26 protein-coding genes and 1 pseudogene are annotated in these 25,080 nt (G+C 51.0%); 9 read left to right on the forward strand and 18 right to left on the reverse strand.

The features are described 5' to 3' along the window. Window positions 1–185: 185 nt before the first annotated feature. The 7 genes from hemB to HMPREF3050_RS02590 all read right to left on the reverse strand — a co-directional run bounded on the left by hemB (window position 186) and on the right by HMPREF3050_RS02590 (window position 5,438). The gene (gene hemB / locus HMPREF3050_RS02560) at window positions 186–1,187 is read right to left on the reverse strand and encodes a porphobilinogen synthase (protein ID WP_070773331.1); all 1,002 of its coding nucleotides are present in this window, start codon (window positions 1,185–1,187) and stop codon (window positions 186–188) included. A gap of 151 nt (window positions 1,188–1,338) precedes the next feature. Next, complete coding sequence (locus HMPREF3050_RS02565; protein ID WP_070773332.1) at window positions 1,339–2,070, reverse strand: DUF6973 domain-containing protein; 732 nt, start codon at window positions 2,068–2,070, stop codon at window positions 1,339–1,341. Between the two features lie 195 nt (window positions 2,071–2,265). Continuing rightward, a complete protein-coding gene (locus HMPREF3050_RS02570) occupies window positions 2,266–3,105 on the reverse strand; it encodes an NAD-dependent epimerase/dehydratase family protein (RefSeq protein WP_070773333.1) in 840 nt (279 codons plus the stop codon). Window positions 3,106–3,145: 40 nt separating this feature from the next. Further along, window positions 3,146–3,628: a DUF2269 family protein gene (locus HMPREF3050_RS02575; RefSeq protein WP_003760641.1), complete on the reverse strand. Its 483-nt coding sequence runs from the start codon at window positions 3,626–3,628 to the stop codon at window positions 3,146–3,148. Beyond that, window positions 3,625–4,014, reverse strand: coding sequence for a DoxX-like family protein (locus HMPREF3050_RS02580; protein ID WP_070773334.1), 390 nt, complete (start codon window positions 4,012–4,014; stop codon window positions 3,625–3,627). Before HMPREF3050_RS02580 ends, HMPREF3050_RS02575 begins: the two co-directional genes overlap by 4 nt. A 514-nt stretch (window positions 4,015–4,528) precedes the next feature. After that, a complete protein-coding gene (locus tag HMPREF3050_RS02585; RefSeq protein ID WP_070773335.1) occupies window positions 4,529–5,047 on the reverse strand; it encodes a GbsR/MarR family transcriptional regulator in 519 nt (172 codons plus the stop codon). Window positions 5,048–5,177: 130 nt separating this feature from the next. Next, window positions 5,178–5,438, reverse strand: coding sequence for a hypothetical protein (locus HMPREF3050_RS02590; protein WP_070773336.1), 261 nt, complete (start codon window positions 5,436–5,438; stop codon window positions 5,178–5,180). A gap of 498 nt (window positions 5,439–5,936) precedes the next feature. Between HMPREF3050_RS02590 and hpnC the strand changes: the two genes are divergently transcribed. Beyond that, a complete protein-coding gene (gene hpnC / locus HMPREF3050_RS02595) occupies window positions 5,937–6,752 on the forward strand; it encodes a squalene synthase HpnC (RefSeq protein ID WP_070773337.1) in 816 nt (271 codons plus the stop codon). 55 nt (window positions 6,753–6,807) lie between these two features. Here the strand turns inward: hpnC and HMPREF3050_RS02600 are convergent, their stop codons facing one another. The 3 genes from HMPREF3050_RS02600 to HMPREF3050_RS02610 form a co-directional block, all read right to left on the reverse strand. Continuing rightward, entirely contained in the window at window positions 6,808–7,668 is an 861-nt protein-coding gene (locus HMPREF3050_RS02600) for an EamA family transporter (protein ID WP_070773338.1), read from the reverse strand. Window positions 7,669–7,849: 181 nt separating this feature from the next. Next, window positions 7,850–8,314, reverse strand: coding sequence for a carboxymuconolactone decarboxylase family protein (locus tag HMPREF3050_RS02605; protein WP_070773339.1), 465 nt, complete (start codon window positions 8,312–8,314; stop codon window positions 7,850–7,852). A gap of 143 nt (window positions 8,315–8,457) precedes the next feature. Continuing rightward, window positions 8,458–9,123 (reverse strand): NAD(P)H-dependent oxidoreductase, encoded by a 666-nt coding sequence (locus HMPREF3050_RS02610; RefSeq protein ID WP_070773340.1) that lies wholly within the window; start codon window positions 9,121–9,123, stop codon window positions 8,458–8,460. A 104-nt stretch (window positions 9,124–9,227) separates the two neighbouring features. On the opposite strand from HMPREF3050_RS02610, the gene HMPREF3050_RS02615 reads away from it, so the two are divergent. After that, window positions 9,228–9,731, forward strand: coding sequence for a MarR family winged helix-turn-helix transcriptional regulator (locus HMPREF3050_RS02615; protein ID WP_070773341.1), 504 nt, complete (start codon window positions 9,228–9,230; stop codon window positions 9,729–9,731). 45 nt (window positions 9,732–9,776) lie between these two features. Here the strand turns inward: HMPREF3050_RS02615 and HMPREF3050_RS02620 are convergent, their stop codons facing one another. Continuing rightward, entirely contained in the window at window positions 9,777–10,583 is an 807-nt protein-coding gene (locus HMPREF3050_RS02620; protein WP_070773342.1) for a tetratricopeptide repeat protein, read from the reverse strand. Continuing rightward, on the reverse strand, window positions 10,573–10,887 hold the full coding sequence (locus HMPREF3050_RS14135) for a hypothetical protein (protein WP_141758389.1): 315 nt from the start codon (window positions 10,885–10,887) through the stop codon (window positions 10,573–10,575). The genes HMPREF3050_RS02620 and HMPREF3050_RS14135 overlap by 11 nt, the downstream gene beginning before the upstream one ends. 361 nt (window positions 10,888–11,248) lie before the next feature. Here HMPREF3050_RS14135 and HMPREF3050_RS02625 point away from each other — a divergent pair, with 361 nt between their 5' ends. Continuing rightward, window positions 11,249–12,388 carry an RNA ligase RtcB family protein gene (locus tag HMPREF3050_RS02625; RefSeq protein ID WP_070773343.1) on the forward strand — a complete coding sequence of 380 codons (1,140 nt, stop codon included), beginning with the start codon at window positions 11,249–11,251 and terminating at the stop codon, window positions 12,386–12,388. Window positions 12,389–12,390: 2 nt separating this feature from the next. Continuing rightward, window positions 12,391–13,035: a peptide chain release factor H gene (gene prfH, locus HMPREF3050_RS02630; RefSeq protein ID WP_070773344.1), complete on the forward strand. Its 645-nt coding sequence runs from the start codon at window positions 12,391–12,393 to the stop codon at window positions 13,033–13,035. Between the two features lie 120 nt (window positions 13,036–13,155). Here the strand turns inward: prfH and HMPREF3050_RS14525 are convergent, their stop codons facing one another. Continuing rightward, entirely contained in the window at window positions 13,156–13,356 is a 201-nt protein-coding gene (locus HMPREF3050_RS14525) for a protein MIGRI (RefSeq protein ID WP_003675061.1), read from the reverse strand. 157 nt (window positions 13,357–13,513) lie between these two features. Here HMPREF3050_RS14525 and HMPREF3050_RS02640 point away from each other — a divergent pair, with 157 nt between their 5' ends. The 3 genes from HMPREF3050_RS02640 to HMPREF3050_RS02650 all read left to right on the forward strand — a co-directional run bounded on the left by HMPREF3050_RS02640 (window position 13,514) and on the right by HMPREF3050_RS02650 (window position 16,184). Next, complete coding sequence (locus HMPREF3050_RS02640; RefSeq protein ID WP_049223172.1) at window positions 13,514–14,653, forward strand: homoserine O-succinyltransferase MetX; 1,140 nt, start codon at window positions 13,514–13,516, stop codon at window positions 14,651–14,653. Continuing rightward, window positions 14,650–15,231, forward strand: coding sequence for a methionine biosynthesis protein MetW (gene metW, locus HMPREF3050_RS02645; protein ID WP_003743445.1), 582 nt, complete (start codon window positions 14,650–14,652; stop codon window positions 15,229–15,231). Before HMPREF3050_RS02640 ends, metW begins: the two co-directional genes overlap by 4 nt. A 68-nt stretch (window positions 15,232–15,299) precedes the next feature. Continuing rightward, window positions 15,300–16,184 (forward strand): NMB0938 family lipoprotein, encoded by an 885-nt coding sequence (locus HMPREF3050_RS02650; protein ID WP_070773345.1) that lies wholly within the window; start codon window positions 15,300–15,302, stop codon window positions 16,182–16,184. A gap of 176 nt (window positions 16,185–16,360) precedes the next feature. Here the strand turns inward: HMPREF3050_RS02650 and HMPREF3050_RS02655 are convergent, their stop codons facing one another. The 5 genes and pseudogenes from HMPREF3050_RS02655 to potA all read right to left on the reverse strand — a co-directional run bounded on the left by HMPREF3050_RS02655 (window position 16,361) and on the right by potA (window position 20,918). Further along, window positions 16,361–17,605 carry an NAD(P)/FAD-dependent oxidoreductase gene (locus tag HMPREF3050_RS02655; RefSeq protein ID WP_246830209.1) on the reverse strand — a complete coding sequence of 415 codons (1,245 nt, stop codon included), beginning with the start codon at window positions 17,603–17,605 and terminating at the stop codon, window positions 16,361–16,363. 6 nt (window positions 17,606–17,611) lie between these two features. Further along, a pseudogene (locus HMPREF3050_RS14980) lies at window positions 17,612–17,834 on the reverse strand (hypothetical protein); the annotation flags it as partial. An 88-nt stretch (window positions 17,835–17,922) separates the two neighbouring features. After that, window positions 17,923–18,813 carry an ABC transporter permease subunit gene (locus tag HMPREF3050_RS02660; protein ID WP_070773347.1) on the reverse strand — a complete coding sequence of 297 codons (891 nt, stop codon included), beginning with the start codon at window positions 18,811–18,813 and terminating at the stop codon, window positions 17,923–17,925. Continuing rightward, window positions 18,813–19,778: an ABC transporter permease subunit gene (locus HMPREF3050_RS02665; protein ID WP_003766008.1), complete on the reverse strand. Its 966-nt coding sequence runs from the start codon at window positions 19,776–19,778 to the stop codon at window positions 18,813–18,815. Before HMPREF3050_RS02665 ends, HMPREF3050_RS02660 begins: the two co-directional genes overlap by 1 nt. A gap of 15 nt (window positions 19,779–19,793) precedes the next feature. Beyond that, window positions 19,794–20,918 (reverse strand): ABC transporter ATP-binding protein, encoded by a 1,125-nt coding sequence (gene potA, locus HMPREF3050_RS02670; RefSeq protein ID WP_009312960.1) that lies wholly within the window; start codon window positions 20,916–20,918, stop codon window positions 19,794–19,796. Between the two features lie 540 nt (window positions 20,919–21,458). On the opposite strand from potA, the gene radC reads away from it, so the two are divergent. Continuing rightward, on the forward strand, window positions 21,459–22,139 hold the full coding sequence (gene radC / locus HMPREF3050_RS02675) for a RadC family protein (protein ID WP_070773348.1): 681 nt from the start codon (window positions 21,459–21,461) through the stop codon (window positions 22,137–22,139). A 327-nt stretch (window positions 22,140–22,466) separates the two neighbouring features. Then, window positions 22,467–25,040 (forward strand): ATP-dependent chaperone ClpB, encoded by a 2,574-nt coding sequence (clpB, locus tag HMPREF3050_RS02680; RefSeq protein ID WP_003742105.1) that lies wholly within the window; start codon window positions 22,467–22,469, stop codon window positions 25,038–25,040. The last annotated feature ends 40 nt before the right edge of the window (window positions 25,041–25,080 follow it).

Here is a 25,080-nt window from a genome sequence, read left to right on the forward strand (position 1 = left end):
CTTGTCCTGATTTAAATTTAATCCACTATATAAAACGGACGCTGTAAGTGTTTGTTTGAGAGTTGCGGTATTTTACCAGAAATTACCTGATTATTCATTCCGTTGTAATAAATTTTGTCAGGTAAATGCCTTAATGTGAATGCCGCCGGGCATTCTGTGCAAACCGGCGGCATTTTGCTGTCGTTTTATTTTTTCAACATCCTTGCCGCTTCGACGGCGTAATACGTCAGGATGCCGTCGGCGCCGGCGCGTTTGAAGGCGAGCAGGCTTTCGAGTATGACTTTTTCGCCGTCCAGCCAGCCGTTTTGAATCGCTGCCTGAAGCATGGCGTATTCGCCGGAAACTTGGTAGGCGTAGGTCGGTACGCCGAACTCGTCTTTGACGCGGCGGACAACGTCAAGATAGGGCAGGCCGGGTTTGACCATCACCATATCCGCACCTTCCTGAATGTCAAGGGCGACTTCGTGCAGGGCTTCGTCGGTGTTGGCGGGGTCCATTTGGTAGGTTTTCTTGTCGGCTTTGCCCAAGTTGCCGGAACTGCCGACCGCATCGCGGAACGGGCCGTAAAATGCGGAAGCGTATTTGGCGGAATACGCCATGATGCGGGTGTGGATGTGTCCCGCGTCTTCTAGGGCTTCGCGGATGGCGAGGATGCGGCCGTCCATCATGTCGGACGGGGCGACGACCTGCGCGCCTGCGTCGGCGTGGCACAAGGCTTGTTTCACCAAAACTTCGATGGTTTCGTCGTTGAGGACGTAGCCGTTTTCATCGGTCAGTCCGTCTTGCCCGTGGATGGTGTAGGGGTCGAGGGCGACGTCGGTCATGATGCCGAGTTCGGGGAATTTCTCGCGCAGGGTGCGCACGACGGTCGGTACGAGTCCTTCGGGGTTGTAGGCTTCTTCCGCTAATTCGGTTTTGTTTCGGGTAACGACGGGGAAGAGTGCCAGCATGGGGATGCCGAGCTTGAGGGCTTCTTCGGCGGTGAACAATAATTTGTCCAGGCTTTGCCGCTTCACGCCGGGCATGGAGGGGACGGCTTCTTCCTGATTGCTGCCTTCGAGTACGAAGACGGGGTAAATCAAATCGTCTGCGGTCAGGGTGTGTTCGCGCATCAGGCGGCGGGAAAAGTCGTCTTTGCGCATGCGGCGCATACGGGTGGCGGAAACGTAACGCGGTGGGAAATTCATAATCGTCCTTTGTCCTTCTGGAAACGGCTGAATCGGCAGGAGAAATGTTTTCAGACGACCCCTGCTTGCAAAGAGGTCGTCTGAAAATGGGTTTGCGACAGTTTACGCTGTTTTGATGAATTACTCAAAACTTGCACAGAGTGTCGAAAAATCAGTCTTTTACTTTTCTGATGGCTTTAACCGTTTTGGAAATCGAGTCGATTTTGTCGGGTTTGGGCATATTGCGCTCTTCCTCGCGCAAGCCTTCGGCATCCAACGGTTCGATATTTTTCATGGCTTCGCGGTAGGCGGTAGGACTGAGTTTTTCTTGCGTGATGCGCCATACTTTGCGGCCGTTGGTACGCGTTTCCGATGCGGTCCACAAGCCGATTTTGTGGTAATAGAGCAAAACACTTTCGGCAAGGGACTTCATGTCGGTATTGGGTCTGCCGCTGCCGATGCTGCGGCCGATACGGTTGTTGCGTTGGTCAACTGCCTGGTCCGCGAGATAACGGCTGAAATAGTTGATTTTCCCTTCGCGGATTTTGATGTCGGCAAGGTAGGCATTACCTGCCTCTTCGGCGATTACGTTGTCGAATTGGGAGGTAATGGCGGCTTGCCACAGGGCTTGGCGTACGGCATTGACCTGTGTGCCTTTGCCATCTCCGTTGGCAGTATCGTCTAAGCCGCTGCGGTAGGCAAAACGTGTGGCATTGCTGCTGATATTGAAGGAGCCTGTGTCTTCCATGCCGATGGCTTGCGCCGCTACGGGGTGATTGAGGGCGAATTGGGTAATTTTGCTGCGTCGGGTTTGATCTTCTTCAAAGGCAGTCTGACAGCCGGAGAGCAAGATGGAAGCAAGTAGGATGCATTTAAGATGTGTTTTAAATTTAATCTGAGCCATGATATGAGCCGTGATGAAAATATTATTTTATTGATGATATACTGCTTATGTAACATACAATTACATATTGTAGCAAAATATTTTTCATACGGGCGCTTTATTGTATTAGCGGTTTCTTGTATTAGGGCAAAAGGTCGTCTGAAACCGGCTTTAGGCGGGGCGGTTTCAGACGACCTTTTCGTGTGTATGGCTGATTCAGCCTTGACGGGAAAAGTTTTCCGCAGCTAATGGCGCTCTCCCCAATAAAGCTGCAAAATCAGAATAATCGGCGCATGAGCCTTGTTTGAGCAGGGCAAAGCTATCACGGCTGATAATACCGTTGCTGAGGATGTTTGCCAACGGCAGCGCAGGGTCGAGCAGGCGCAGGGGAACAGGTAGGATATGTTGTGGCGGTTTGTGGTGCAGGGTTTGGCGGAGGGTGGTCAGGTATTCCGCCAAGGTCAGCGTCTGGCTGCCGGTCATATTGATAATGCTGTGGCCGGCGTCGGTTTGGACGGCAAGTTTTGCCAAACCTTCGGCAACATCGGCAAGATGGACGGGCTGCAAATGAAAGCGGCCGCCTTCCGGCAGGGGAAGCAAAGGGAGGCGGGCTAATTTGATGAACAGTTCGCAGCTGGTTCCCCCTCGCCCGTAAACGACGGATGGTCGGGCTATGGCAATCGGGATGCCGCTTTGGGCGACGGCATCATCTCCACGTCCTTTGCTGCCGACAAAGTTGATGGATTGAGATGGGTCGGCACCCAGTGCGGATAGTTGCACCCAGCGTTTTATGCCCGCTGCTTTTGTCCATGCGGCGAGCTGTTTGGGCGTGCGGTGGTGTACGGTTTCGAGTATTTCGGCATGACGGCTCATGATGCCGATGCAGTTGATGAGGACGTCTTGCCCTTCCAATAAACGGCGTGCAGCGGTTTCATCGGGATGAAGAAAATCGAAGGCGCGGCGGTCGGGCGTGCAAACTTGGTGACCTTGTTCTTTTAAGATTTGGGCGGTACGGCTGCCGATGAAGCCGCTGCCTCCGAAAATGATGATGTTCATGGTTTTTCTTTATGGTGTTGCTGAGGTCGTCTGAAAATTTTTAAATCGGTTTCATCACCATCAGGAAGTAAATCACGATAGTGGCGCAAAAGGCGGGATAGCCCAGCAATTCCCAGCGTCTGGCATAACGCCAATAGGGTTCCGGAATGGTATCTGCGTTTTCTTTATGCGCTTGTTCGGCAATCTTTGCCATGCGGATTTGCAGCCAGACAACGGGCAGCCAGCAAATGCCTGCAAGGATGTATAAACCGAGCGTCATCCATACCCAATTTTGTTCCAGCATGGTGGAAACGGTATAGCCGCGTTCGTACAGCATCCATAAACCGGACAAGGGTTGGAAAATGACGGCGGGGGTCGTAAACCACCAATCTGCTTTGATGACCCAATGTGATACGACCGACTGCGCGGCGACCGAACCGCTGCGGTTTGCCCAAAAGAGGTAAAACGCCGTACCAAAACCGGTGCCGACCATTAAGGTAGCCGAGATGATGTGCAGGGTTTTAACGATTAAATAGGTATTCATTTTTTATCTCCTACGGATTGATACAGGAAAAGTAAAGTAGCCATAATCGGCAGGTTTTTTACCAAAGGCGCAAAAGGGTGCGCCCACATTTCGGGCAGCCTGAAAGCAATAATCAGGCTGTATGCCGCGACGGTCAGCAATTGCAGCAGCCATATTTCGGAACGGGCGCGAAAGCGGCTGAAGCATAAAAAGGCAAAACCGATGTCCAGCAGTGAAGCGGCGATTAATGTCGGCCACAGCAACGGATCGGGAATGCCGACCGAATGCAGCAAATCCAATGACATTTCGGGCATGAAAAACAGAGGTTGGGTACCGCTCCACAGCCATAGCAGCCCCATCGAGTAAGACAGGTAGGCAGGGAGATTGCGTGTAGTTTTGTCGGACATATTGGTTTCCTAATTTCATTTCGGTTTATTTATATATTTAGCCTGTAATTTCTAAAATTTCTGTCAAAAGAGAAATATAAGGGTAAAAAAATTAGGCAGGTTCCTGAATATCATCCTCCCCCGGAGGATTGGGCAAGCTCAAAACGCCAACAATCAAAGAATAAGTACCGCCTATTACCACGCTTGCTAGGAGGCTGGTGACAAAATCTGCACCAAACAGTAAAAGATATAGGCAACCGCATAATGATCCGGTTATGATTGCCCGTATAAGGCCGCGTAAGTCCCTGTATGTAGACGTCAAGCTTAAGATCAAACCGCAAATTAGGGCCGGTACGGTAAAGAATAAAGCATAGTAGCCGATACTAAACGCAAAAAATAGCGTAGATGCAGCATAAACGGTGATGACTCTGCCTCTCGGATAGTCGAAATAATCATCTGTTGAATGTGCCATAACACACCTATGATTGAGTAAGAGAAACCGGGTGTTGTGTCTTGTAAACCAATTGGGGCGGCATCATCGGAAAAATTTCTGTATTCCGGCGCCTATTTTCAAAATTTTCACCATGGTTGAAGTGGAAAGCTTCAACATTTCATTTGCCCATATGGTCAGCGTATTGATGAAATCATAGGTTTGCCGGATTCGCTGTTTGGCGGTTTCATTTTCCTGACTAAATTCAGGGCTGTCGATCAGGCTTTGCAAAAATTGCCGCGTCGGTTCAATTTCGCGCTGCATGCGCATTTCTGCGATGGTGCGGAATAAAGTCCAAACGTCGTCTGAAGTTTCAAAATGATCGCGCCTGTCGCCCAAGATATGCACGGTATGCACCAGCCTCAGGTTTTGCAGCTCTTTGATGCTGTTGCTGACGTTGGAGCGCGCTACGCCGAGCGTTTCGGTAATTTCTTCGGCATTCATCGGTCTGCCTAAGATGTAGAGCAGGGCATGGATTTGTGCAACGGTACGGTTGACGCCCCATTTGGTGCCCATTTCGCCCCAGTGGAGGATAAATTTTTCAGTGGTCGGATTCAGTTTCATAGTGAGGGTATTTTATTTTTGTCTTTTATTTCTGTCAATACAGAAATAAAAGATTTTTTTTAAATGGGTAAAAAAGGCGGACTGAATTCAGCCCGCCTGTTTTAAACCATAGATTATTTTTTATGATAGATTATTTTTTCGACTGCTGCTTGTAGTATTCAAGTAATTGCTTCGCTTGCAGCAAAGGCAGCCCGAAATGCTCGTTGATGTTTTTGAGGTCTGCTGTTTCTTTTCCAGTCAGATTTTGTTCGAGCCATTTCAGATTGTCCGGATTGCTTTTGATTTTTTCAAAATACGTCTGCTTGCACTTCCAATTTCGCGACCACACCAGCAGCATGGTGAAAATACATAGCACGATTAAGAAAATATTCGTGAAAGCCATCATGTCCATCGTAGTCTCCGCTTACTTGGAAGTATGGGGATTATAAGCGAATCAAGTGTTTACGGATATATTGAGGAACGAGGACGGCATGGTTTCGGGTTAAGTTTGGATGGGACAGCTTATTTCCGTATTGTGATTCGTCATCTCAATATATAGTGGATTAAATTTAAATCAGGACAAGGCGGAAGCCGCAGATACAGTACAAATAGTACGGCAAGGCGAGGCAACGCCGTACTGATTTAAAGTTAATCCACTATAGTTTTTGCCGTACCTAAAATCCGTTTTGCGGAAAGGGTCGTCTGAATTGGGAAAACAGGGTAATTTTGTGGTTTCAAGTTTGGATTTCTATGCGCGTGTACAGTTAAATCATTAATAAAATAATGCGTTGTGTTAGAATCTTGCCGAGTTGTTAATACAGGTTTGGAAGTACTCCGTGCCGTCGGCAAGCCATTTGAGCAACGCGGCTCATACTTTCAGACGACCCCAAATACCGAATTTCCAATATTTATGTCCGTCAACCATTACGAAAACTTCCCCGTCGGCTCGCTTGTCATGCCGCGCCGCCTGCGCAAGCCTACCCATGCCGTTTACGCTTTTGCGCGCACTGCGGACGACCTCGCCGATGAAGGCAGTGCAAAAGCCGATGAACGCTTGCGCGCTTTGGACGAACTCAAATCCGAACTCGACCGTATACAGCGTGGCGAAACGCCGCTGACCCCGCTAATGCAACGTTTGCAACGTGAAGCCATCGCGCCTTTCAAGCTGCCGCTGCAGCCGTTTTACGATCTTTTGTCCGCATTCAGTCAGGATGTTGTCAAAACCCGTTATCAGGATTTTGGCGACCTGATTGACTACTGCCGCCGTTCCGCCAATCCAGTCGGGCGCATTATGCTGCATCTGTACGGACAAACCGACGAAGTCAGCATTGCCCAAAGCGACGGCATCTGTACCGCGTTGCAACTCATCAACTTTTGGCAGGACGTTGCCGTCGATTGGCAGAAAGGCCGTGTTTATATCCCGCAGGACGACTTGCAAAAATTTAACGTCAGCGAAGCGCAAATTGCCGAAGGCAAAACGGATTTTGCGTTCCAAAGACTGATGGCGTATGAGTGCAACCGCGCGTTCCAAATGCTCAAAGGCGGCTCGCCCTTGGGTAAAACGCTGAAAGGCCGCTTAGGATTTGAATTGCGGATGATTATTGTCGGCGGACAACTGATTTTGCAGAAACTGGACGGCAGCAAATACGATGTATTTACGCAACGTCCTGTTTTGGATAAAAAAGATTGGCTGATTATTCTGAAACGGGCATTCTTGAAGAAATAAACCGACCGGCGCAAAAGGTCGTCTGAAAACGCAGCTTGAAGGCTCAAGGCTGTTTTCAGACGACCTTTTTCATGACTGCCCGCTGCACCCCGAATATCGATACCAACACCAACGCAAATCCCGCCAGCGACTTCGCGTCCATCCCTTGCCCTAAAAACAGCCAGCCCAAGATAAATGCCGAGACAGGGCTGAGCAATCCCAGCGACGAAACCGCAGCAGGCGAAAGTTTGGCAATTCCTCTGAAAAACAACACATAAGCCAACACGGCACCAAACAGGCTCAAATACAGATAGCCGCCGATATTGGCGGGGCTTAAAGATTCGAGCCGCGGTTCGGCAAGCAGGGTGACCGGCAGTAAAAACAAGCCGCCGATGAAAAGCTGCCAGCCAGTGAACGCCAATACGGGCAGCGAAGTGCGGCGGTGTTTCGACAAATACACGCCCAGCGCCATCGCCGCCGCGCCCGCCAATGCCGCCAAAATCCCCGTCCCGTCATAGCGCGCCTGCGGCGACAAAACCAAGAGCGCAATCCCCAAAACCCCTGCCGCCGACCAAGCCCAAGCCGCTTTGGGCGGCATGGTTTTACCGATTAACCAAGTGAACACCAGCACCATCAGCGTCTGCGTCGAACTCAAAACCGCCGCAAGTCCGCCCGGTAAGCGATACGCCGCCACAAACAACATGGCCTGAAAAAAGCCGATGTTCAAAAAACCGAGCAAGACAACGGTCGTCCATTCGCTGCATTTAGGGATACGCCGCGTCCACGCCAACAGCAAAAGCCCGGCGGGTAAAGCACGGATAAGCGCAGCGGTGAACGGTCGATCCGGCGGCAGAAATTCGGTGGTCACGAGATAGGTGCTGCCCCAAATCAACGGGGCGAGTGCGGTGGTCAGGATGGTGGCGGTACGGTTGGGCATTTTGATTCTCGTAGGAATGCAGCTTTTTCAGATTGACTATACAGGAGGTCGTCTGAAAAAAAGGGAATGGGGTGTGATGGGGCAACAGCAGCCTGCACTTTGGTTTTGAATGTGCAGACTGCTTTTTATATTTTAGGTAGCCCCTGTTGATGTTTGATCGATTTCAGATTGTCTTGCCAGACTAAATCAAACCTGCCTTTTCCAATCCCATCAGACTATCCATGCTGCCCGCCGGAGTGGCAAAAGCCACGTTCAGCCGGTTCCAAACGTTGATGGTGTTGATGACGTGGGTCAACGCCACCAGTTCTTCTTCATCAAAATGGGCGCGTACCGCTGCGTAGTCCGCATCGCGGATACCTTGTTCGGAGATGCGGGTCAGGCTTTCCGCCCATTGCAGCGCGGCCCGTTCTTTTTCGGTAAACAGGGTTGATTCGTGCCAAACGGCCAAATGGTGCAGGCGCAGTTCGCGCTCGCCGTGCAGCTTGGCCTCTTTAACGTGCATATCGACACAAAAAACGCAGCCGTTGATTTGCGAAACACGCAGTTTCACCAAATCTTTCAGGGTACTATCCAGCGTGAGGCTGGCTTCCAAAGCCAGCAGTGCCTTATAGCTTTCAAGGGCATATTGGGAATAATGTAAGCGCATAAGTCCTCCAAATAAATGAATAAGCGGGTGGGAAATTTGGCCTATCGGAAACCTTCTCTTCTTCATTCAAGTGCAGGCTGCCATCGGTCAAAACTCTTAATTTTGCCAACTGGTGAATGTCTGTGTTGCTGATTTTCAGGTGTTTATTCAATCCAATCAACCACATCGTCTACTGCCTGCCGCGTTTTGGCGCGCTTGGGTTCGCCTGCGCGATAGCCAAACGCCGCCATGACGCTGACGCGGTATTCGTCAAGATTGATTAAACCTTTTTCCGACAGCAGTTTTTCCACATTTTCTTTTTGAAAGCCTTCCATCGGCGTGGAATCCACACCAATCAACGCGGCAGCGGTCATCATATTCGCCAACGCGATATAGGTTTGCTTGGTTGCCCAGTCGTTAAATGCGCGCGGATTATCGGCAATGGCAAAATCGGTTTCGGCAAACTGTTTGAAAAATTTTTGCATCATCCCAATAGTTTCAGACGGCATTCCATGCGCGCCGCCCCAGATTTTTTCTTGATAATCCGCCTGCATGGCAGCCTGTGTGCGTGCCAACAAAATCACAAAATGGCTGCAATCCATAATTTTTTCCGCCGCGCCCCATGCAATGCCGCGCAACTCTTCGCGCAGAGTACGGTTTTGTATCACCAAAAACCGCCAAGGTTCCAGCCCGAACGAACTGGGCGACAGGCGCGCAGTTTCCAGAATATAGGCGAAATCATCGGCAGGGATTTTCTTCGCTGCGTCATAGCTTTTGCAGGCGTGGCGGAAACGGAAGGCATTTAAAACGGTTTGTTTATCGGCAAACATGGTTTTCTCCAGTTGAGTTATCTTGATTTCAAGTTAAATATAAATAGAAATTAGCTTGAAGTCAAGATAAAATAATCGCCATTGAAAACCGAACGGAGCATCCTATGACCGAACACCTTGATGCAGCCGCCCGCGCCGTTGCCCAATGGAAGCAGGAACTACCAGAATTGGAAGCAGAGAACATGTTGTTAATAGGTCGTCTGAAACGCGCCGCTGCTTTAATTGCACGCGAATTGGAAAAAGTTTACGGAGAATACGGTTTAACCGAAGGCTCGTTCGATGTGCTGGCTACTTTGCGCCGCAGTGGCGCGCCTTATACGTTGACCCCAACTGAGTTGTTCTCTTCGCTGATGGTAACATCAGGTACCATGACTACGCGCCTGAAAAACTTGGAAAACCAAGGGCTAATTGACCGCCTGCCCAACCCCGACGATGCGCGAAGTATGCTGGTGCGTTTGACCGATAAAGGCAAAGAATTGATTGAGAAAGCTTTGTTTCCGCATGTGGAGAACGAAAAGCGGCTGATGAAAAAATTAGATTTAAAAACCAAAACATCGCTTGAATACGGACTGGAGACATGGCTGGAGGTTTTGGAGGGAAGTAGGTAAAAGGTCGTCTGAAAACGCGACATTCCGTTTTCAGACGACCTCAGTTTATTGTGCAGACTTTTTCTTGTCCAGCCGCTTCAATTGCTTGGCGGCATATTTGTTGCCTGCCTCGGCGGCACGGCGGTAGTAGCGGGCGGCTTTTTTCAGACGACCTGCATCTTCATAGAGGATACCGAGGTTGGATAATGCGATGATGCTGCCCGCGCGGGCGGCGAGTTTGTACCATTTTTTCGCCTGTTTTTTGCTGCGGCGCACGCCGTTACCGTTGTAGTAGAGGAAGCCTATGTTGTTGCAGGCGGTTTCATCCGCTTGTAGGGCAGCGCGGGCGTACCATTTGTAGGCTTTGGTGTAGTTTCGGGGTAGACCGAGGCCTTCATCGTATAGGTAGCCGAGGGCGCGTTGGGCTTCGGCACAACCCGCTTTGGCTGCTTTGCGATAAAGCAGGCAGGCTGTCTTAATGTCTTTTTTGCCGCCGAGGCCGCGCTCGTGCAGCAAGCCGAGGCGGTAGGCTGCATAGGCCGTATCGGGGTTTATGCTACCGTGTTGCTTAAAGGCGCGTGCATACCATTTGCGGGCGCAGCGGTAGTCGGGCTTTTCTGCAAATTCGTACAGGCGGCCGAGGGATTCCTGTGCTTTGGCGTGGCCGAGTTTGGCGGCGCAGCGGTAATATTTTTCGGCTTTGGTGAGGTTGGGTTTGGCGCCTTCGCCGTACTGGCGGGCATTGCCGAGACCGAACCAGCCGTCTGGGCAGCCTTTTTTGGCGAGTTTGCGGTAGGCGGCGTAGGCTTCGTCAGAACAGACATAACTGAGGCATTCGAGCAGGGCGGCGCGGTAGAGGGATTTAGGATTCATGTTTCTGCCTTTCTGGTGGTTTCAGACGGCTGCTGTGTAGAACCGTTGACAAAATGTATTTAGTTTGCAGTCCGCTTTTTGAATGGCTTTTCGGAAGTTTCACCGCCAGCGGTTGGGCGTGCTGCGGTTGATGCGTATGGGTGGTCGGTAAGGTTTTGATTTTTGTGTTTTTGATTTTCAGACGACCTTTGGGGTCGTCTGAAAACTTGTTGGAACAGGTTTGAACAGATGATAAACCAAGCGGCGGTCTGATAACGTGGAACGATGGTTCGGGTAGTGTAACAGGCTGCTTTTTTGTTTTCATTACATTATGGCAGTTATACAACATTTCTTCATAAAAAACGCAGTTTTATTGTAACGTTTCAAACATTTCCCCTATAATCCGCCTGTTTTCAATTTTCACATGCAAAGAAAGGAGCAGCCATGACACGCAATACTTCAATCCGCTCAATCACATTCTTTGCAGCCCAAGCGTCGGTCTGATTTTCGGACAACGCGTTCCCGCATTTTCCCTATCGCCCGCTTCGGGCTGCTTTCCCATCAATCGGACAGAGGTCGTCTGAAAAAGTCAGACGGCAGTCGGTATATTTTCAAACTGGACATTTTTTTTGTTTTGTCGGTTTGGACACGTTTTGCCATCTGTCCGTTTTAAAGAAAGCATACACATGGGCAATTATCAAAATCCCCATCATATTCACATCATCGCTGATTCGGAAACCTGGATTGAAGGCAACGCCGTCGCTCAACTCGAAACCACTGCCAAGCTGCCGCACATGCTGCGCGTAGCCGGCATGCCTGATTTGCACGCGGGGCGGGGTTATCCCGTTGGCGCAGCGTTTTTCAGCGAACACCATTTTTACCCCGCGCTCATCGGCAACGACATCGGCTGCGGCATGGCGTTTTGGCAAACCGGTTTGTCCGCCGCCAAGCTCAAACCTGCCAAACTTGCCAAGCAGCTTGGCAACATCGACATGCCTTTGAGCCAAGACGAACAAGAATCCTTGCTTGGAGAATCCGCATCCGATTTTCCGTTTTCAGACGACCTCGCTGTCGGCACTATCGGCGGCGGCAATCACTTTGCCGAATTGCAAACCGTTGAAACCGTTTACCGCGACGATTTGCTTCCCACTGCCTTTGATTCAAACCGTTTGCAATTGTTGGTACACAGCGGTTCGCGCGGCCTGGGTCAGCAGATTTTGCAACGCCACATCGAAGCCTACGGCCATCGAGGTTTGGCAGAAGGCAGCGAGGCTGCGGCGGACTATCTTGCCGAACATCAGGCAGCCCTTGAGTTCGCCCGTTTAAACCGTCGTCTGATTGCCGCCAGAATGCTCGACCGCTGGCACACGGAAGGCGATTGCCTGCTCGACGTGCATCACAATTTCCTCGAACAAACTGAAATCGCGGGGCAAACCGGCTGGCTGCACCGAAAAGGCGCAACGCCCGCCGATAAAGGCTTGGTCATGGTACCCGGCTCGCGCGGCGATTACAGCTATCTGGTTCTGCCGACCCAAGATTGCCAAATTTCGTTGAACACATTGGCACACGGCGCAGGACGGAAATGGCAGCGCGGCGAATGCAAAGGCCGCCTGTCGCACAGATATTCCGCCGACAGCCTGCGTCAAACCGCATTCGGCAGCGTGGTCGTTTGTCAGGATAAGGCTTTGATTTTTGAAGAGGCTCCGCAGGCTTATAAAAGCATAGACAGCGTCATTTCTGCCATGAAAAACGCAGGTCTGATTGAATTGGTCGCTCGGTTCAAACCCGTTTTGACTTATAAAACCAGCGGCGGATGTGGAGAATAAAAATGAAGCAAAACTTACAAACGGTTTATCTGCAAATTTCTACAGCCCAAGGGCCTGCCGAATGCCGCATCTTTGCCCGTTTTGTATTGGGCAGGCTGCTTGCCGAGGCAAAGGCGGAAGGTGTTGAGGCGGAAATCATCTCCGAAACCGCCGATAAACACGGCATGATGTCGGCGGTGCTTAAATTGGACGGCAAGTATGCCGAAACTCTGGCACAGCGTTGGCAAGGTTCGCTCCAATGGATATGCGCCAGCCCCGTCCGTCCGAAGCATCCGCGTAAAAACTGGTATATCGGCGTTTTCCGCATGCCTGATATGCCTGAAATGCCGTCTGAAAGCGAAATTGAGTTTCAAACCTGCCGTTCGGGCGGCAAAGGCGGGCAGCACGTCAATAAAACTGAAAGTGCTGTCCGTGCCACTCATAAAGCGAGCGGTATTTCCGTACGCGTCGAAAGCGAACGCAGTCAGCATGCCAACAAAAAATTGGCTTTGACTCTGCTGGCGCAAAAGTTGGCGGAACACCATGCCGGACAGGCTGACGATTACGCCCGCGCACAGCACAGCCAGCTTTATCAGGTGGAGCGCGGCAACCCGAAACGGACGTTCGTCGGAACGGAGTTTAAGGAGAAGCCGGATGCTAAATCTTGAGTTGAGACAGCCGCTTTGGCAACGTCGTCATCCCCCGTGTTTTTAATATACGGGAAAAGGTCGTCTGAAAACCTGAATTTGGGTTTTCAGACGACCTTTTGTCTGGCTATCAACGTCCGGTCAATAAGAATCTGGAATGTGTTTGAAATACAGCATGACCAGATACCAAAACAGCGTTGCTGCGGCAGCACCGAGCAGCACCCATGCGCTGATTTTGGCGACATCGCGCAGGGCGCGTTTTTGCTTGCGGCTGAAGAGGCGGTTGATGATCAGCGCGGCAAGTGCGAAAAAGAAAAAAATACGGAAAAGTCTGCCTATCATGTCGGGAAGCGGGGGAGGTCGTCTGAAAAAGTATGGTTCGGGCGCAGCGGCATGAGGACGGATGTTTCAGCGCGTCGGGCTGCTTGTCCGACCGTGTCAAAAAGTCATGCCGTTTGCTATATAATAACGCTTTTCGCCGCATTTGTTGGGATAGGATATGAGTCAAAGTGCCTCGGTGGGCATTGTAACGCCCCAAAAAATTCCGTTTGAGATGCCGCTGGTTTTGGAAAACGGTAAAACTTTGCCGCGTTTCGATCTGATGATTGAAACCTACGGCGAGCTGAATGCCGAAAAAAACAATGCGGTTTTAATCTGCCATGCGCTGTCGGGCAACCATCATGTTGCGGGCAGGCATTCGGCGGAGGATAAATATGCGGGCTGGTGGGACAATATGGTTGGACCCGGCAAACCGATTGATACGGAACGTTTTTTTGTGGTCGGTTTGAACAATCTGGGCGGCTGCGACGGCAGCAGCGGGCCTTTGTCGATCAATCCTGAAACGGGCAGGGAATACGGTGCGGATTTTCCGGTGGTTACGGTAAAGGACTGGGTAAAATCCCAAGCCGCGCTTGCCGATTATCTCGGTATCGAACAATGGGCGGCGATTGTCGGCGGCAGCTTAGGCGGTATGCAGGCTTTGCAATGGACGATTTCCTATCCCGAGCGCGTGCGCCATGCCTTGGTGATTGCGTCTGCGCCGAAACTCTCGACGCAAAATATCGCGTTCAACGATGTGGCGCGTCAGGCGATTTTGACCGACCCTGATTTCAACGAAGGACATTACCGCAGCCGCAATACCGTTCCTGCACGAGGCTTACGGATTGCCCGCATGATGGGGCACATTACGTATCTTGCCGAAGACGGTTTGGGCAAAAAATTCGGACGCGATTTGCGTTCAAACGGCTATCAATACGGCTACGGCGTTGAATTTGAAGTGGAATCCTATCTGCGCTATCAGGGCGACAAATTCGTCGGGCGGTTTGATGCCAACACTTACCTGCTCATGACCAAGGCTTTGGACTATTTCGATCCAGCGGCGGATTTTGGCGACAGCCTGACCCGCGCCCTGCAAAATGTGAAAGCGAAATTTTTTGTCGCCAGCTTCAGTACCGACTGGCGTTTCTCGCCCGCGCGTTCCAAAGAGCTGGTCAAAGCGCTGATTGCCGCGCACAAGCCGGTGCAGTATATCGAAGTCAAATCCAACCACGGCCATGACGCCTTTTTGATGGAAGACGAGGCTTATATGCGCGCCGTAGCGGTTTATATGAACAATGTTGACAAGGATTGCCGATCATGAATTTGCGCGACGATTTGCAGTTGATTTACGACTGGATTCCCGAAGGCAGCCGCGTCTTGGACTTGGGCTGCGGCGACGGCGAATTGCTGGCGGCTTTGGTGGAACACAAAAAATGCAGCGGTTACGGCATCGAAATCGACACCGACAGCGTCATCGCCGCCATGTCGCGCGGCGTGAACGTTATTCAAGCCGATTTGGAGCAGGGTTTGGCAGAATTTGGCGACCAGACGTTTGACGTTATCGTCTTGAGCCAAACCATCCAAGCCATGCAAAACACCGAAAAAATCCTGCGCTGCCTCATGCGCGTGGCGAAACAGGCGATTGTCAGCTTCCCGAATTTCGGCTACTGGCGCAACCGCTTCCAAATCGCTATCGGCGGGCATATGCCGGTTTCCGAGCGTATGCCCTACCATTGGTACGACACGCCGAATATCCATTGGTGTACGCTCAAAGACTTTGATTTATTGTGCGCCAAAAACAAAATCCGCGTCCTCGAGCGCGCGGTCATGACGGGCAACAAACAGGTCAAACATTTCCCCAACCTGTTGGGCAGCTTGGCGTTTTACCGCGTCGGGTAAGATGGATTGAGCACCTTGCTGGCAATAACAAGGTTCTTGAGTTCTATGAATAACAGGTCGTCTGAAAAATGAAATGGCAGATTTTCAGACGACCTCTTTATGTTGAAAATAAAATAATGAAAAATGAAATGTCATCACTTCTCTTATGGCTTACTGCAATCATGCTGACTGCGTGTTCTCCAAGCAAAGAAGATAAAACAAAAGAAGTCGGCGCATCCGCTGTTCCATCCTCCACGTCATCTGCTTCTTCCCAACCCGATTTGAATCCAATCGCGTCCAACTCTAATAGCGTCAAGCAAATAGAAAGCGCACTTTCTTCAAATTGCGCCAACCTGCATCAGATTGACGGCATTGATGATTTTGTCCGTCAGGTTGCCGAGAATATCGATTCCAGTTGTTTGTTTGAACGCAGCCCTAAAGAATTGGCGGCGATTTGGGGCATTCCCGGCGGAGACGATCCGCTGGAGCAGGCACTGTTCCCTGATATTGATCCGAATGATCCTAAAAACGTTGATAAAGTGATAGAGGCTATTGATCAGATGGGAAAAGGGGAGCGGAGCTATAATCAGCAGGCGGTAGAACCGGTGGTACAAGAAATGAAAGCACTCAGGCGTCGGGATACTTTGGTTTTATCAACAGGCAAACAGACAAGCCAAGGGTCGGATCAGCCGCTGAGGATAACGCACAATTTTGATATAGAAGGAACGCCGGAATATCTTAAGAAACACGGCGGCGGGTTTGGCGGCAGTTTTCAAAACATCAGCCGGTTGCCCGAATATTTGAAAGCGCGCGGGAAGATTTTTGAGGCGCAAAGGGTATTCCGCCTTTTCAACCGCGACCGCAGCCCTGATAAGCCTTATCTGGAAATCGTGTTTGACGAAAGTGGAAAAATTGTTTCGATTACCGTATATGAGAATGTTTCCAATCCGGCAAGCGGGATTCATTTGATGTAATGGGTTTGGAGCACAAACGGAGAGGGTAGGAATCTAAATGCATCGAGCGTTCGTTGAACATTTGATGCGATAGCAGTTTGATTGGAAGCCTTCAATTCAATATCGAAAAGGTCGTCTGAAACCTGAATCGGGTTTCAGACGACCTTTTGTTGATGTGTTCGAGCTTAACCAAATGCTTAACGGCTGTCTTTCCATTGGTAATATTTCGAGCCGAGGAAGGAGCCGAGTTTGCGCAGGAAAGGTTGGGTAATGATGCTGGGGTGTTTGAGTTTTTCAAACGGTTTCAGACGACCATCGTCACCTATGATGGCTTCGGCAATGGCAAGGCCTGCTATGCCGGTAATCGCCATGCCGTGTCCCGAGTAGCCTTGGGCATAGTAAACATTGGGCGCGAGTCTTCCGAAGTGGGGGACGAGGTTGGCGGTGATGTCGCATTCGCCGCCCCATGAATGTTCGATTTTGACATCGGCAAGCTGTGGGAAGACTTTGAGCATGTCTTGGCGGACAAGCTCGGTCATGCGGTCGGGATCGTCGATGAATTCGTTGTCTTTACCGCCGAAGAGCAGGCGACCATCGGAACTGAGGCGGTAGTAGTCGAGGACGTGGCGGTTGTCGCAGACGGCCATGTTGTTGCGGATGAGTTCTTTTGCACGTTCGCCCAGCGGTTCGGTGGCGATGATGAAGGTGCTGACGGCGATGGCTTTTTTTTCCAACGGCTTGAATTTTTGATGCAAACCGGCGTAGGTGTTGACGGCATACACGAGGTTTTGGCATTCGATGCTGCCGTCCGGGGTATGAACGAGCCAGCCGCCTTGATAGGGTTCGATACGGGTCATCGGGGACTGTTCGAAAATCTGCGCGCCTGCTTCGGCGGCGGCGCGGGCGATGCCCAGGGTATAGTTGAGCGGATGGAGGTGGCCGGAATGAGGATCGAACTGTGCGCCCAAATACATATCGCTGGCAAGTTGTTGCTTGAGCGTAGCTTTATCCCAGAGTTGGTAATGGGTAGCGCCGTAATGTTGTCGGGCGTGTTCATGCCATTGTTGCAATTCTTCCCAATGCTGCGGGCGGATGGCGACGGTAGCATAGCCACGCTGCCAGTCGCAGGCGATTTGATGTTTTTTAACCCGTTCGTCAACGAGTTCGACGGCTTGCAGGGATTGCTGCCAAAACCAGCGGGCTTGTTCCAAGCCGACTTGTTTTTCGATTTCTTCCATACCGCAGGCGTAATCGCTGATGACTTGCCCGCCGCTGCGCCCTGATGCGCCGAAGCCGACGCGTGCGGCTTCGAGTACGATCACTTCGTGTCCGTTTTCGGCAAGGGGAAGGGCGGTACAAAGTCCTGTCAATCCTCCGCCGATGACGCAGGTCTCGGTTTTCAGACGACCTTCAAGCTTGGGATAAGCGGCGTGGGGATTGATGGTGCTGAAATAATAGGAGGGAAGGTATTCTTTGAAATTGGGATGAATCATAGGGTAATGCTTTGTGTGGTTTCAGACGACCTTTGGAGGGTATAGTGGATTAACTTTAAACCAGTACGGCGTTGCCTCGCCTTAGCTCAAAGAGAACGATTCTCTAAGGTGCTGAACGTACTATCTGTACTGTCTGCGGCTTCGTCGCCTTATCCTGATTTAAATTTAATCCACTATAGTTGAGGGTCGTCTGAAAAGTTGTCAAACGGGTTGTGTGAAGAAAACAGGCTGACCTTGCATTGATGCGGTCAGCCTGTCTGATTGGGTCAATTTGTTTTTTCTGCGGTGAGCTTTTCCTGACGGTAGGCTTCGGCGGCTTCCCGATCGCGTTTGGTTGCTTGGCGCATCATCCAGTAATTGATGACGATGACCAGCGTACCGATAATGCCGATCAGGATGGTTGCCAACACATTCATCTGCGGGTCGAGACCCAGCTTGATTTTGGAGAAAATCACCTGCGGCAATGTGGAAGAACCTGGGCCGGACAGGAAGGAGGTAATCACCAAATCATCCAGCGACAGGGTAATGCCGAGCAGGAAGCCTGAAGCGATGGCAGGGGCAATCAAGGGCAGGGTGATGACGAAAAAGATTTTCAGCGGACGCGCACCCAAGTCCATGGCGGCTTCTTCGAGCGATTGGTCGAGCTCCACCAGACGCGAACGGATAACGACGGTAATGTATGCCATACAAAGCGTCGTATGTCCGAGGAAAATGGTGAAGAAACCGCGGTCGAAGTAAAGCCTTTGGAGCAATTCGCCGCTGCCTTGCAGGAACATTTGCACCTGAATAATCAGGAGCAGCATGGACAAACCGGTAATCACGTCAGGCATAACCATAGGCGCGGAAATCATACCGGCAAACAAGGTGCTGCCGCGGAAGCGTTTGATGCGCGCCATCGCGTAGCCTGCCAGCGTGCCCAAAACGACGGCTGCAAGCGAGGATGCGGCGGCAATGCGCAGCGACAGCCAAGCGGCTTCCAAGATGGTGTCGTTTTCCAGCAATGCGCCATACCACTTGGTTGAAAAGCCGCCCCAAACGGTAACCAGCTTGGATTCGTTGAACGAATAGATGACCAAAACGACCAGCGGAATATACAGAAACGCCAGCGACAGCATCAGCATCAGTTTCAGGAACCAGGATAATCGGGATTTCTGCATTATTTGGATCCTTCTTCTAATTCGCGGTTTTCATAATGCTGGAACAGTGCAATCGGCACGACCAGCAGTGCGACCATGACGACGGCGACGGCGGAAGCCAGCGGCCAGTTGTTTTGATCGAAGAACGCCTGCCACAAAACCTTACCGATCATCAGGTTTTCCGAACCGCCAACCAGCTCGGGAATCACAAATTCACCGACTGCGGGTACGAAAACCAGCATGGAGCCTGCGATGATGCCTGTTTTAGACAGGGGCAGGGTAATGGTGAAAAACGATTTAATCGGCCCTGCGCCCAAATCAGAAGCGGCTTCGAGCAAGCGGTTGTCGAGTTTCACCAGTTGCGTGTAAAGCGGCAGAATCATAAACGGCAGATAGGCATAAACCATGACCAAGTTCAACGAGAATGCGTTGTAGAACAGGTCTAAAGGCTCTTCGATAATCTGCATTTTGAGCAGGAAATTGTTGATGATGCCGTTGTGTCCCAGCAGGCCCATCCATGCATAGACGCGCAGCAGGAAGGAAGTCCAAAAGGGCAGCATGATGGCAAGCAGCAGACCGTTGCGCATGGCGGGATTGGCGCGCGAAATCGCATAGGCAGTCGGATAACCAATCAGCAGACAAATGATGGTCGTCGTCAGCGCAGTCTTAATCGAAGACCAGTAGGTCATCAGATAGATATTGCTGTTTTCGCTGTCGCCAAACGGATTCAGGGTATTCCAAAAATTTTGGAAGATATCGGCATAGTTTTGATAACTGATGGCGATGTTCAGACGACCTAAATCTTCATCGACGCTGGTCAGCGGCGTAAACGGCGGAATGGCGATTTCTTGTTCCGCAAAGCTGATTTTCAGCACAATGGCGAACGGAATCAGAAACAGCACCAAAAGCCAAATATACGGCACGGCAATGACCGCGCGCTGACCCGGGCGGCGGAACAGTTTGTTTTTCAGTTTTTTAAGGTTCATCTCATTCCCCTTAAATCAACGGAACAACGGAGTCGGTTGGTTTTCCGGCCAGCTGATATAGACGGTTTCGTCCCAAGTCGGCGGCGTGATGTTGCGCACATACCAATAAGGTGCGGGAACTTGGCTTTTGACGACGCGGCCGTTGGCGAGTTTGATGTGGTAGATGGCGAAGCTGCCCAAGTAGGCGATTTCTTCTACCGTGCCTTTTGCCCAGTTAAAGCTGCCCAAGTGGTCGGGTTTTTCTTTGTACAAATCAATGTCTTCGGGACGGATGCTGACCCAAATGTCTTGTTCGCTCGGGCCGCCCAGACCGTGGTCGATGCGGACGTGGTTTTCCAAGCCTTCGCATTCGATAACGGCATAATCTGCATGGTCGTCAATCACGACGCCGCCGAAAATATTGGTCTCGCCGATGAATTCGGCGGTAAAGCGGCTGTTGGGGTAGTCGTACACGTCGCTGGGCGTACCGACCTGTTGCAACTGACCGTCAGACATGATGGCGATGCGGGTCGCCATCGTCATCGCTTCTTCTTGGTCGTGCGTGACCATGATGCAGGTTACGCCGACTTGTTCCAGCGTATTGACCAATTCGAGCTGGGTTTGTTGGCGCAATTTTTTGTCCAACGCGCCGAGAGGTTCGTCAAGCAGCAGGATTTTCGGACGCTTTGCCAAGCTGCGTGCCAAAGCGATACGCTGTTGCTGGCCGCCGGATAATTGATGCGGTTTGCGCTTGGCGTATTTGGTCATCTGCACCAGACGCAGCATTTCTTCCACGCGCGCAGCAATTTCATCTTTGGGCATTTTGTCTTGTTTCAGACCGAAGGCAATGTTCTGCTCCACAGTCATGTGCGGGAACAGGGCATAGCTTTGAAACATCATATTGATAGGGCGCTCGTAGGGGGCAAGTTTGGTAATGTCTTGACCGTCCAGAATGATTTTGCCCTGATTGGGGCTTTCCATGCCCGCCAGCATACGCAGCAGCGTGGATTTGCCGCTGCCGGAGCTGCCCAAAAGGGCAAAGATTTCATGTTGATAAATATCCAAGTCGATGTTATCGACAGCGTAATTGTCACCAAACTTTTTCACCAAGCCTTGGATTTTAAGATAAGGTTTGGCTGAAGACGCAGTGGTTGCGGTCATAATGGCAATACTCCAATAAAAATGACGAGTACCGGCAAAACGGATTTTCGAAAGGGTGATAAAAAGCTGTTTGATTGCTGGCGGGAGTCGCAACGTCGAAACGTCGTCTGAAACTCTTGTGAAGCGCACGGGCAGCATGGATGGGAAACGGGTGGAAATCCAAGGATAAACCGCCTCCGCCGAACTCGCTATTATATTAGCCTATGGCACGCAGGGGCAATACGAAATTGCCCGAAGGGGCTGATTTCCCGCGGATTTGATTTAAACGGGACATTTTGAAACCTGTCAGATTGAATCTGCAGTCAATCCATACGGGTGAATAAGGAAAGGCAATCGCTTTCACAAGCGAAGTTGAGCGCGTTGTTTTTATGCAATTAATTTATATGGATATTATGCTTATATTTTAAATATTCATTCAAAATATAATAAAATATGAAATATTTACATTAATTGCTTGATAAGCATTTCGTTGCAGCAAGTGCAATAACAAGCAGATTTTCAAATAGATTTTTTTCGTGAATGTTCACGCAAGGGGTAAACATGAGTATCAAACAATGGCCTGAAGGCGAGCGGCCGCGCGAGAAATTGTTGGCACATGGCGCAGGCGCGTTGAGCGATGCTGAGTTGCTGGCGATTTTGCTGCGAGTCGGGACGCGCGGGATGAGCGCGGTGGATTTGGCGCGTTATCTGCTGAACGAGTTTGGCAGCTTGGGCAAGCTGATGAGCGCCGACGCTAAAACGCTTTCTGCATACAAGGGCATGGGTTTGGCGAGTTTTACCCAATTTGCCGTCGTCAAAGAAATCGGCAGGCGGATTTTGGGCGAGGATTTACAGGAAAACATCACGCTTTCCAGTCCGAAAGCTGTTGCCGATTATCTGCGCCTGCATTTAGGGCACGAAAAGATAGAAGTCAGCACCGCGCTTTTGCTCAACCGCCAAAACAGGCTGATTGCCATGCGCGAACTCTCGCGCGGAACGGTGGCAGAAAATACCGTCTATATCAGGGAAATCGTCAAGCTCGCATTGGACGAATACGCCGACAGCCTGATTATTGCACACAATCATCCCGGCGGTTCGGCAGCGCCTTCGCAATCCGACATTGCGTTTACAGGTCGTCTGAAACAGGCTTTGGCATTGGTTGATGTCTCACTTTTGGATCATTTTATTGTTACGGCGAAAGAAGTCTGCTCGATGCGGGAACAGGGGTATATGGAAGGGTAAAAGGTATCTTATCGGAGTCTGATAGCGGTTTGTCTTGTTTTGATATTGTGCGAACAGATTGTTTAGATAGTATTTGGTCGCCCAAAAGGTCGCCTGAAAATGTTTTCAGACGACCTTTTTGCTAATTTGAAAGTCTTTATTTCTTATGTCGGCAATCTGTTATGAACTTGAACAATAAAAGTTATGCACAGATTTTATAATAATAATTTCAATATAAAACATATAGATATTAAAAATCTTCTATCCTAATAAAATTTTGCTATTGAGTTATCCACATTTGAGCCTATATTGGGTGTAACGAAATTCTAACCAAAGGAAACCAAAAAGATGAGATTCGACAAATTAACCGCCAAATTCCAACAAGCCCTTGCAGAAGCTCAGAGTTTGGCGTTGGCTGCGGACAGCAGCTATCTGGAAGCAGGCTTCGTGCTGAAAGCCCTGCTTGACGACCAAAACAGCGGAGCCGCCGCGCTCTTGGCTCATGCGGGCGTGAACGTGCCGCAGGTGAAACAGCGTTTGCAGCAGCATTTAAACAGCCTGCCGAAAGTGTCCGGTCAGGGCGGCGATATTCTGCCCAGCCGCGAATTGCAGGCGGTGTTGAACCTGATGGACAAAGCGGCAACCAAACGCGGCGATGCCTATATCGCCAGCGAACTTTTCCTGCTTGCCTTGGTGCAGCAGAACGATGCGACCGGCAAAATCTTGAAAGAAGCCGGCGCGACCGAACAAAACATCAATGCCGCAATTGACGCGGTACGAGGAGGACAAAACGTGAACGATGCTAATGCCGAAGACCAACGCGATGCGCTGAAAAAATACACGCTCGACCTGACCCAGCGCGCCCGCGACGGCAAACTCGACCCTGTTATCGGCCGCGATGACGAAATCCGCCGCGCCATTCAGGTGCTGCAACGCCGCACTAAAAACAACCCCGTGCTGATCGGTGAGCCGGGCGTGGGTAAAACCGCCATCGTCGAAGGCTTGGCACAACGCATCGTCAACGGCGAAGTGCCTGAATCCCTGCGCAACAAACGCCTGCTGGTTTTGGATTTGGCGGCATTGATTGCCGGTGCGAAATACCGCGGTGAATTTGAAGAACGCTTGAAAGGCGTGTTGAACGACTTAGCGAAAGACGACGGCAACACCCTGATTTTCATTGACGAAATCCATACTTTGGTCGGCGCAGGCAAAACCGACGGCGCGATGGATGCAGGCAATATGCTGAAACCAGCTTTGGCGCGTGGCGAACTGCACTGCATCGGCGCGACCACTTTGGACGAATACCGCCAATACATCGAAAAAGACGCAGCACTCGAACGCCGCTTCCAAAAAGTATTGGTCGGCGAGCCCAGCGTGGAAGACACCATCGCCATCTTGCGCGGCTTGCAGGAACGCTATGAAATCCACCACGGCATCGACATTACAGACCCCGCCATCGTTGCTGCCGCGGAATTGAGCGACCGCTATATCACCGACCGCTTCCTGCCCGACAAAGCGATTGATTTGATTGACGAAGCTGCCAGCCGCATCAAAATGGAGCTGGACAGCAAACCCGAGCAGATGGACAAACTCGACCGTCGTATCATCCAGCTCAAAATGGAAAAAATGCACGTTGCCAAAGAGAGCGATGACGCCAGCAAAAAACGTTTGGAACTGATAGACGAAGAAATCGACGGTCTGCAAAAAGAATACGCCGATTTGGACGAAATCTGGAAAGCCGAAAAAGCCGCGTCTTCCAGCACCGCCGACATCAAGAAACAGATGGACGACATCAAAGTCAAAATCGAGCAGGCCAAACGCCAAGGCGACTTCGCCCGCGCCTCCGAACTCGAATACGGCGAGTTGCCGAAATTGGGTGCGCAGTTGCAGGCGGCGGAAAGTAACCCTGACGGCAAAAAACAAAACAAACTCTTCCGCACCGAAGTCGGCGCGGACGAAGTGGCCGAAATCGTATCGCGCATGACCGGCATTCCTGTGTCCAAAATGATGGAAGGCGAACGCGACAAGCTGCTGAAAATGGAAGAAGTATTGCACCGCCGAGTGGTCGGTCAAGACGAAGCCGTGCGTGCCGTGTCCGATGCCATCCGCCGCAGCCGCTCCGGTCTTGCCGATCCGAACAAACCCTACGGCAGCTTCCTGTTCCTAGGCCCGACCGGCGTGGGTAAAACCGAGTTGTGTAAAGCTTTGGCAGGCTTCTTGTTTGACAGCGAAGACCACCTCATCCGCATCGACATGTCCGAATACATGGAAAAACACGCCGTTGCCCGCCTCATCGGCGCGCCTCCGGGCTATGTCGGCTACGAAGAGGGCGGCTACCTGACCGAACAAGTCCGCCGCAAACCGTACAGCGTGATTCTTTTGGACGAAGTGGAAAAAGCCCATCCCGACGTGTTCAACATCCTGCTGCAAGTATTGGATGACGGCCGCCTGACCGACGGACAAGGCCGTACCGTGGACTTCAAAAACACCGTCATTGTCATGACTTCCAATATCGGCAGCCAGCACATCCAACAAATGGGTACGCAGGATTACGAAGCCGTGAAAGAAGCGGTAATGGAAGAAGTGAAAGCCTACTTCCGTCCTGAAATGATCAACCGCATCGACGAAGTGGTCGTGTTCCACGGACTGAATCAGGAGAATATCCGCAACATCGCGAAAATCCAGCTCAAAGGCTTGGAAAAACGCCTAGAAGCGCAGCACCTGCACCTGAAAGTGGACGATGCCGCCTTGGATTTGATTGCCAAAGCCGGTTTCGACCCCGTGTACGGCGCCCGCCCGCTCAAACGCGCCATCCAGTCGGAAATCGAAAACCCGCTGGCCAAAGCCCTGCTCGAAGGCAAATACGCGCCCGACAGCACGATTCATGTGAAAGAAGAGGGTGGCAAGCTGGTGTTTGCCTGATTTAGGTGTAGATTGAGATAAAGTGATGAAAAGGTCGTCT

The organism is Neisseria sp. HMSC065D04, from assembly GCF_001815675.1.
Lineage (GTDB): Bacteria > Pseudomonadota > Gammaproteobacteria > Burkholderiales > Neisseriaceae > Neisseria.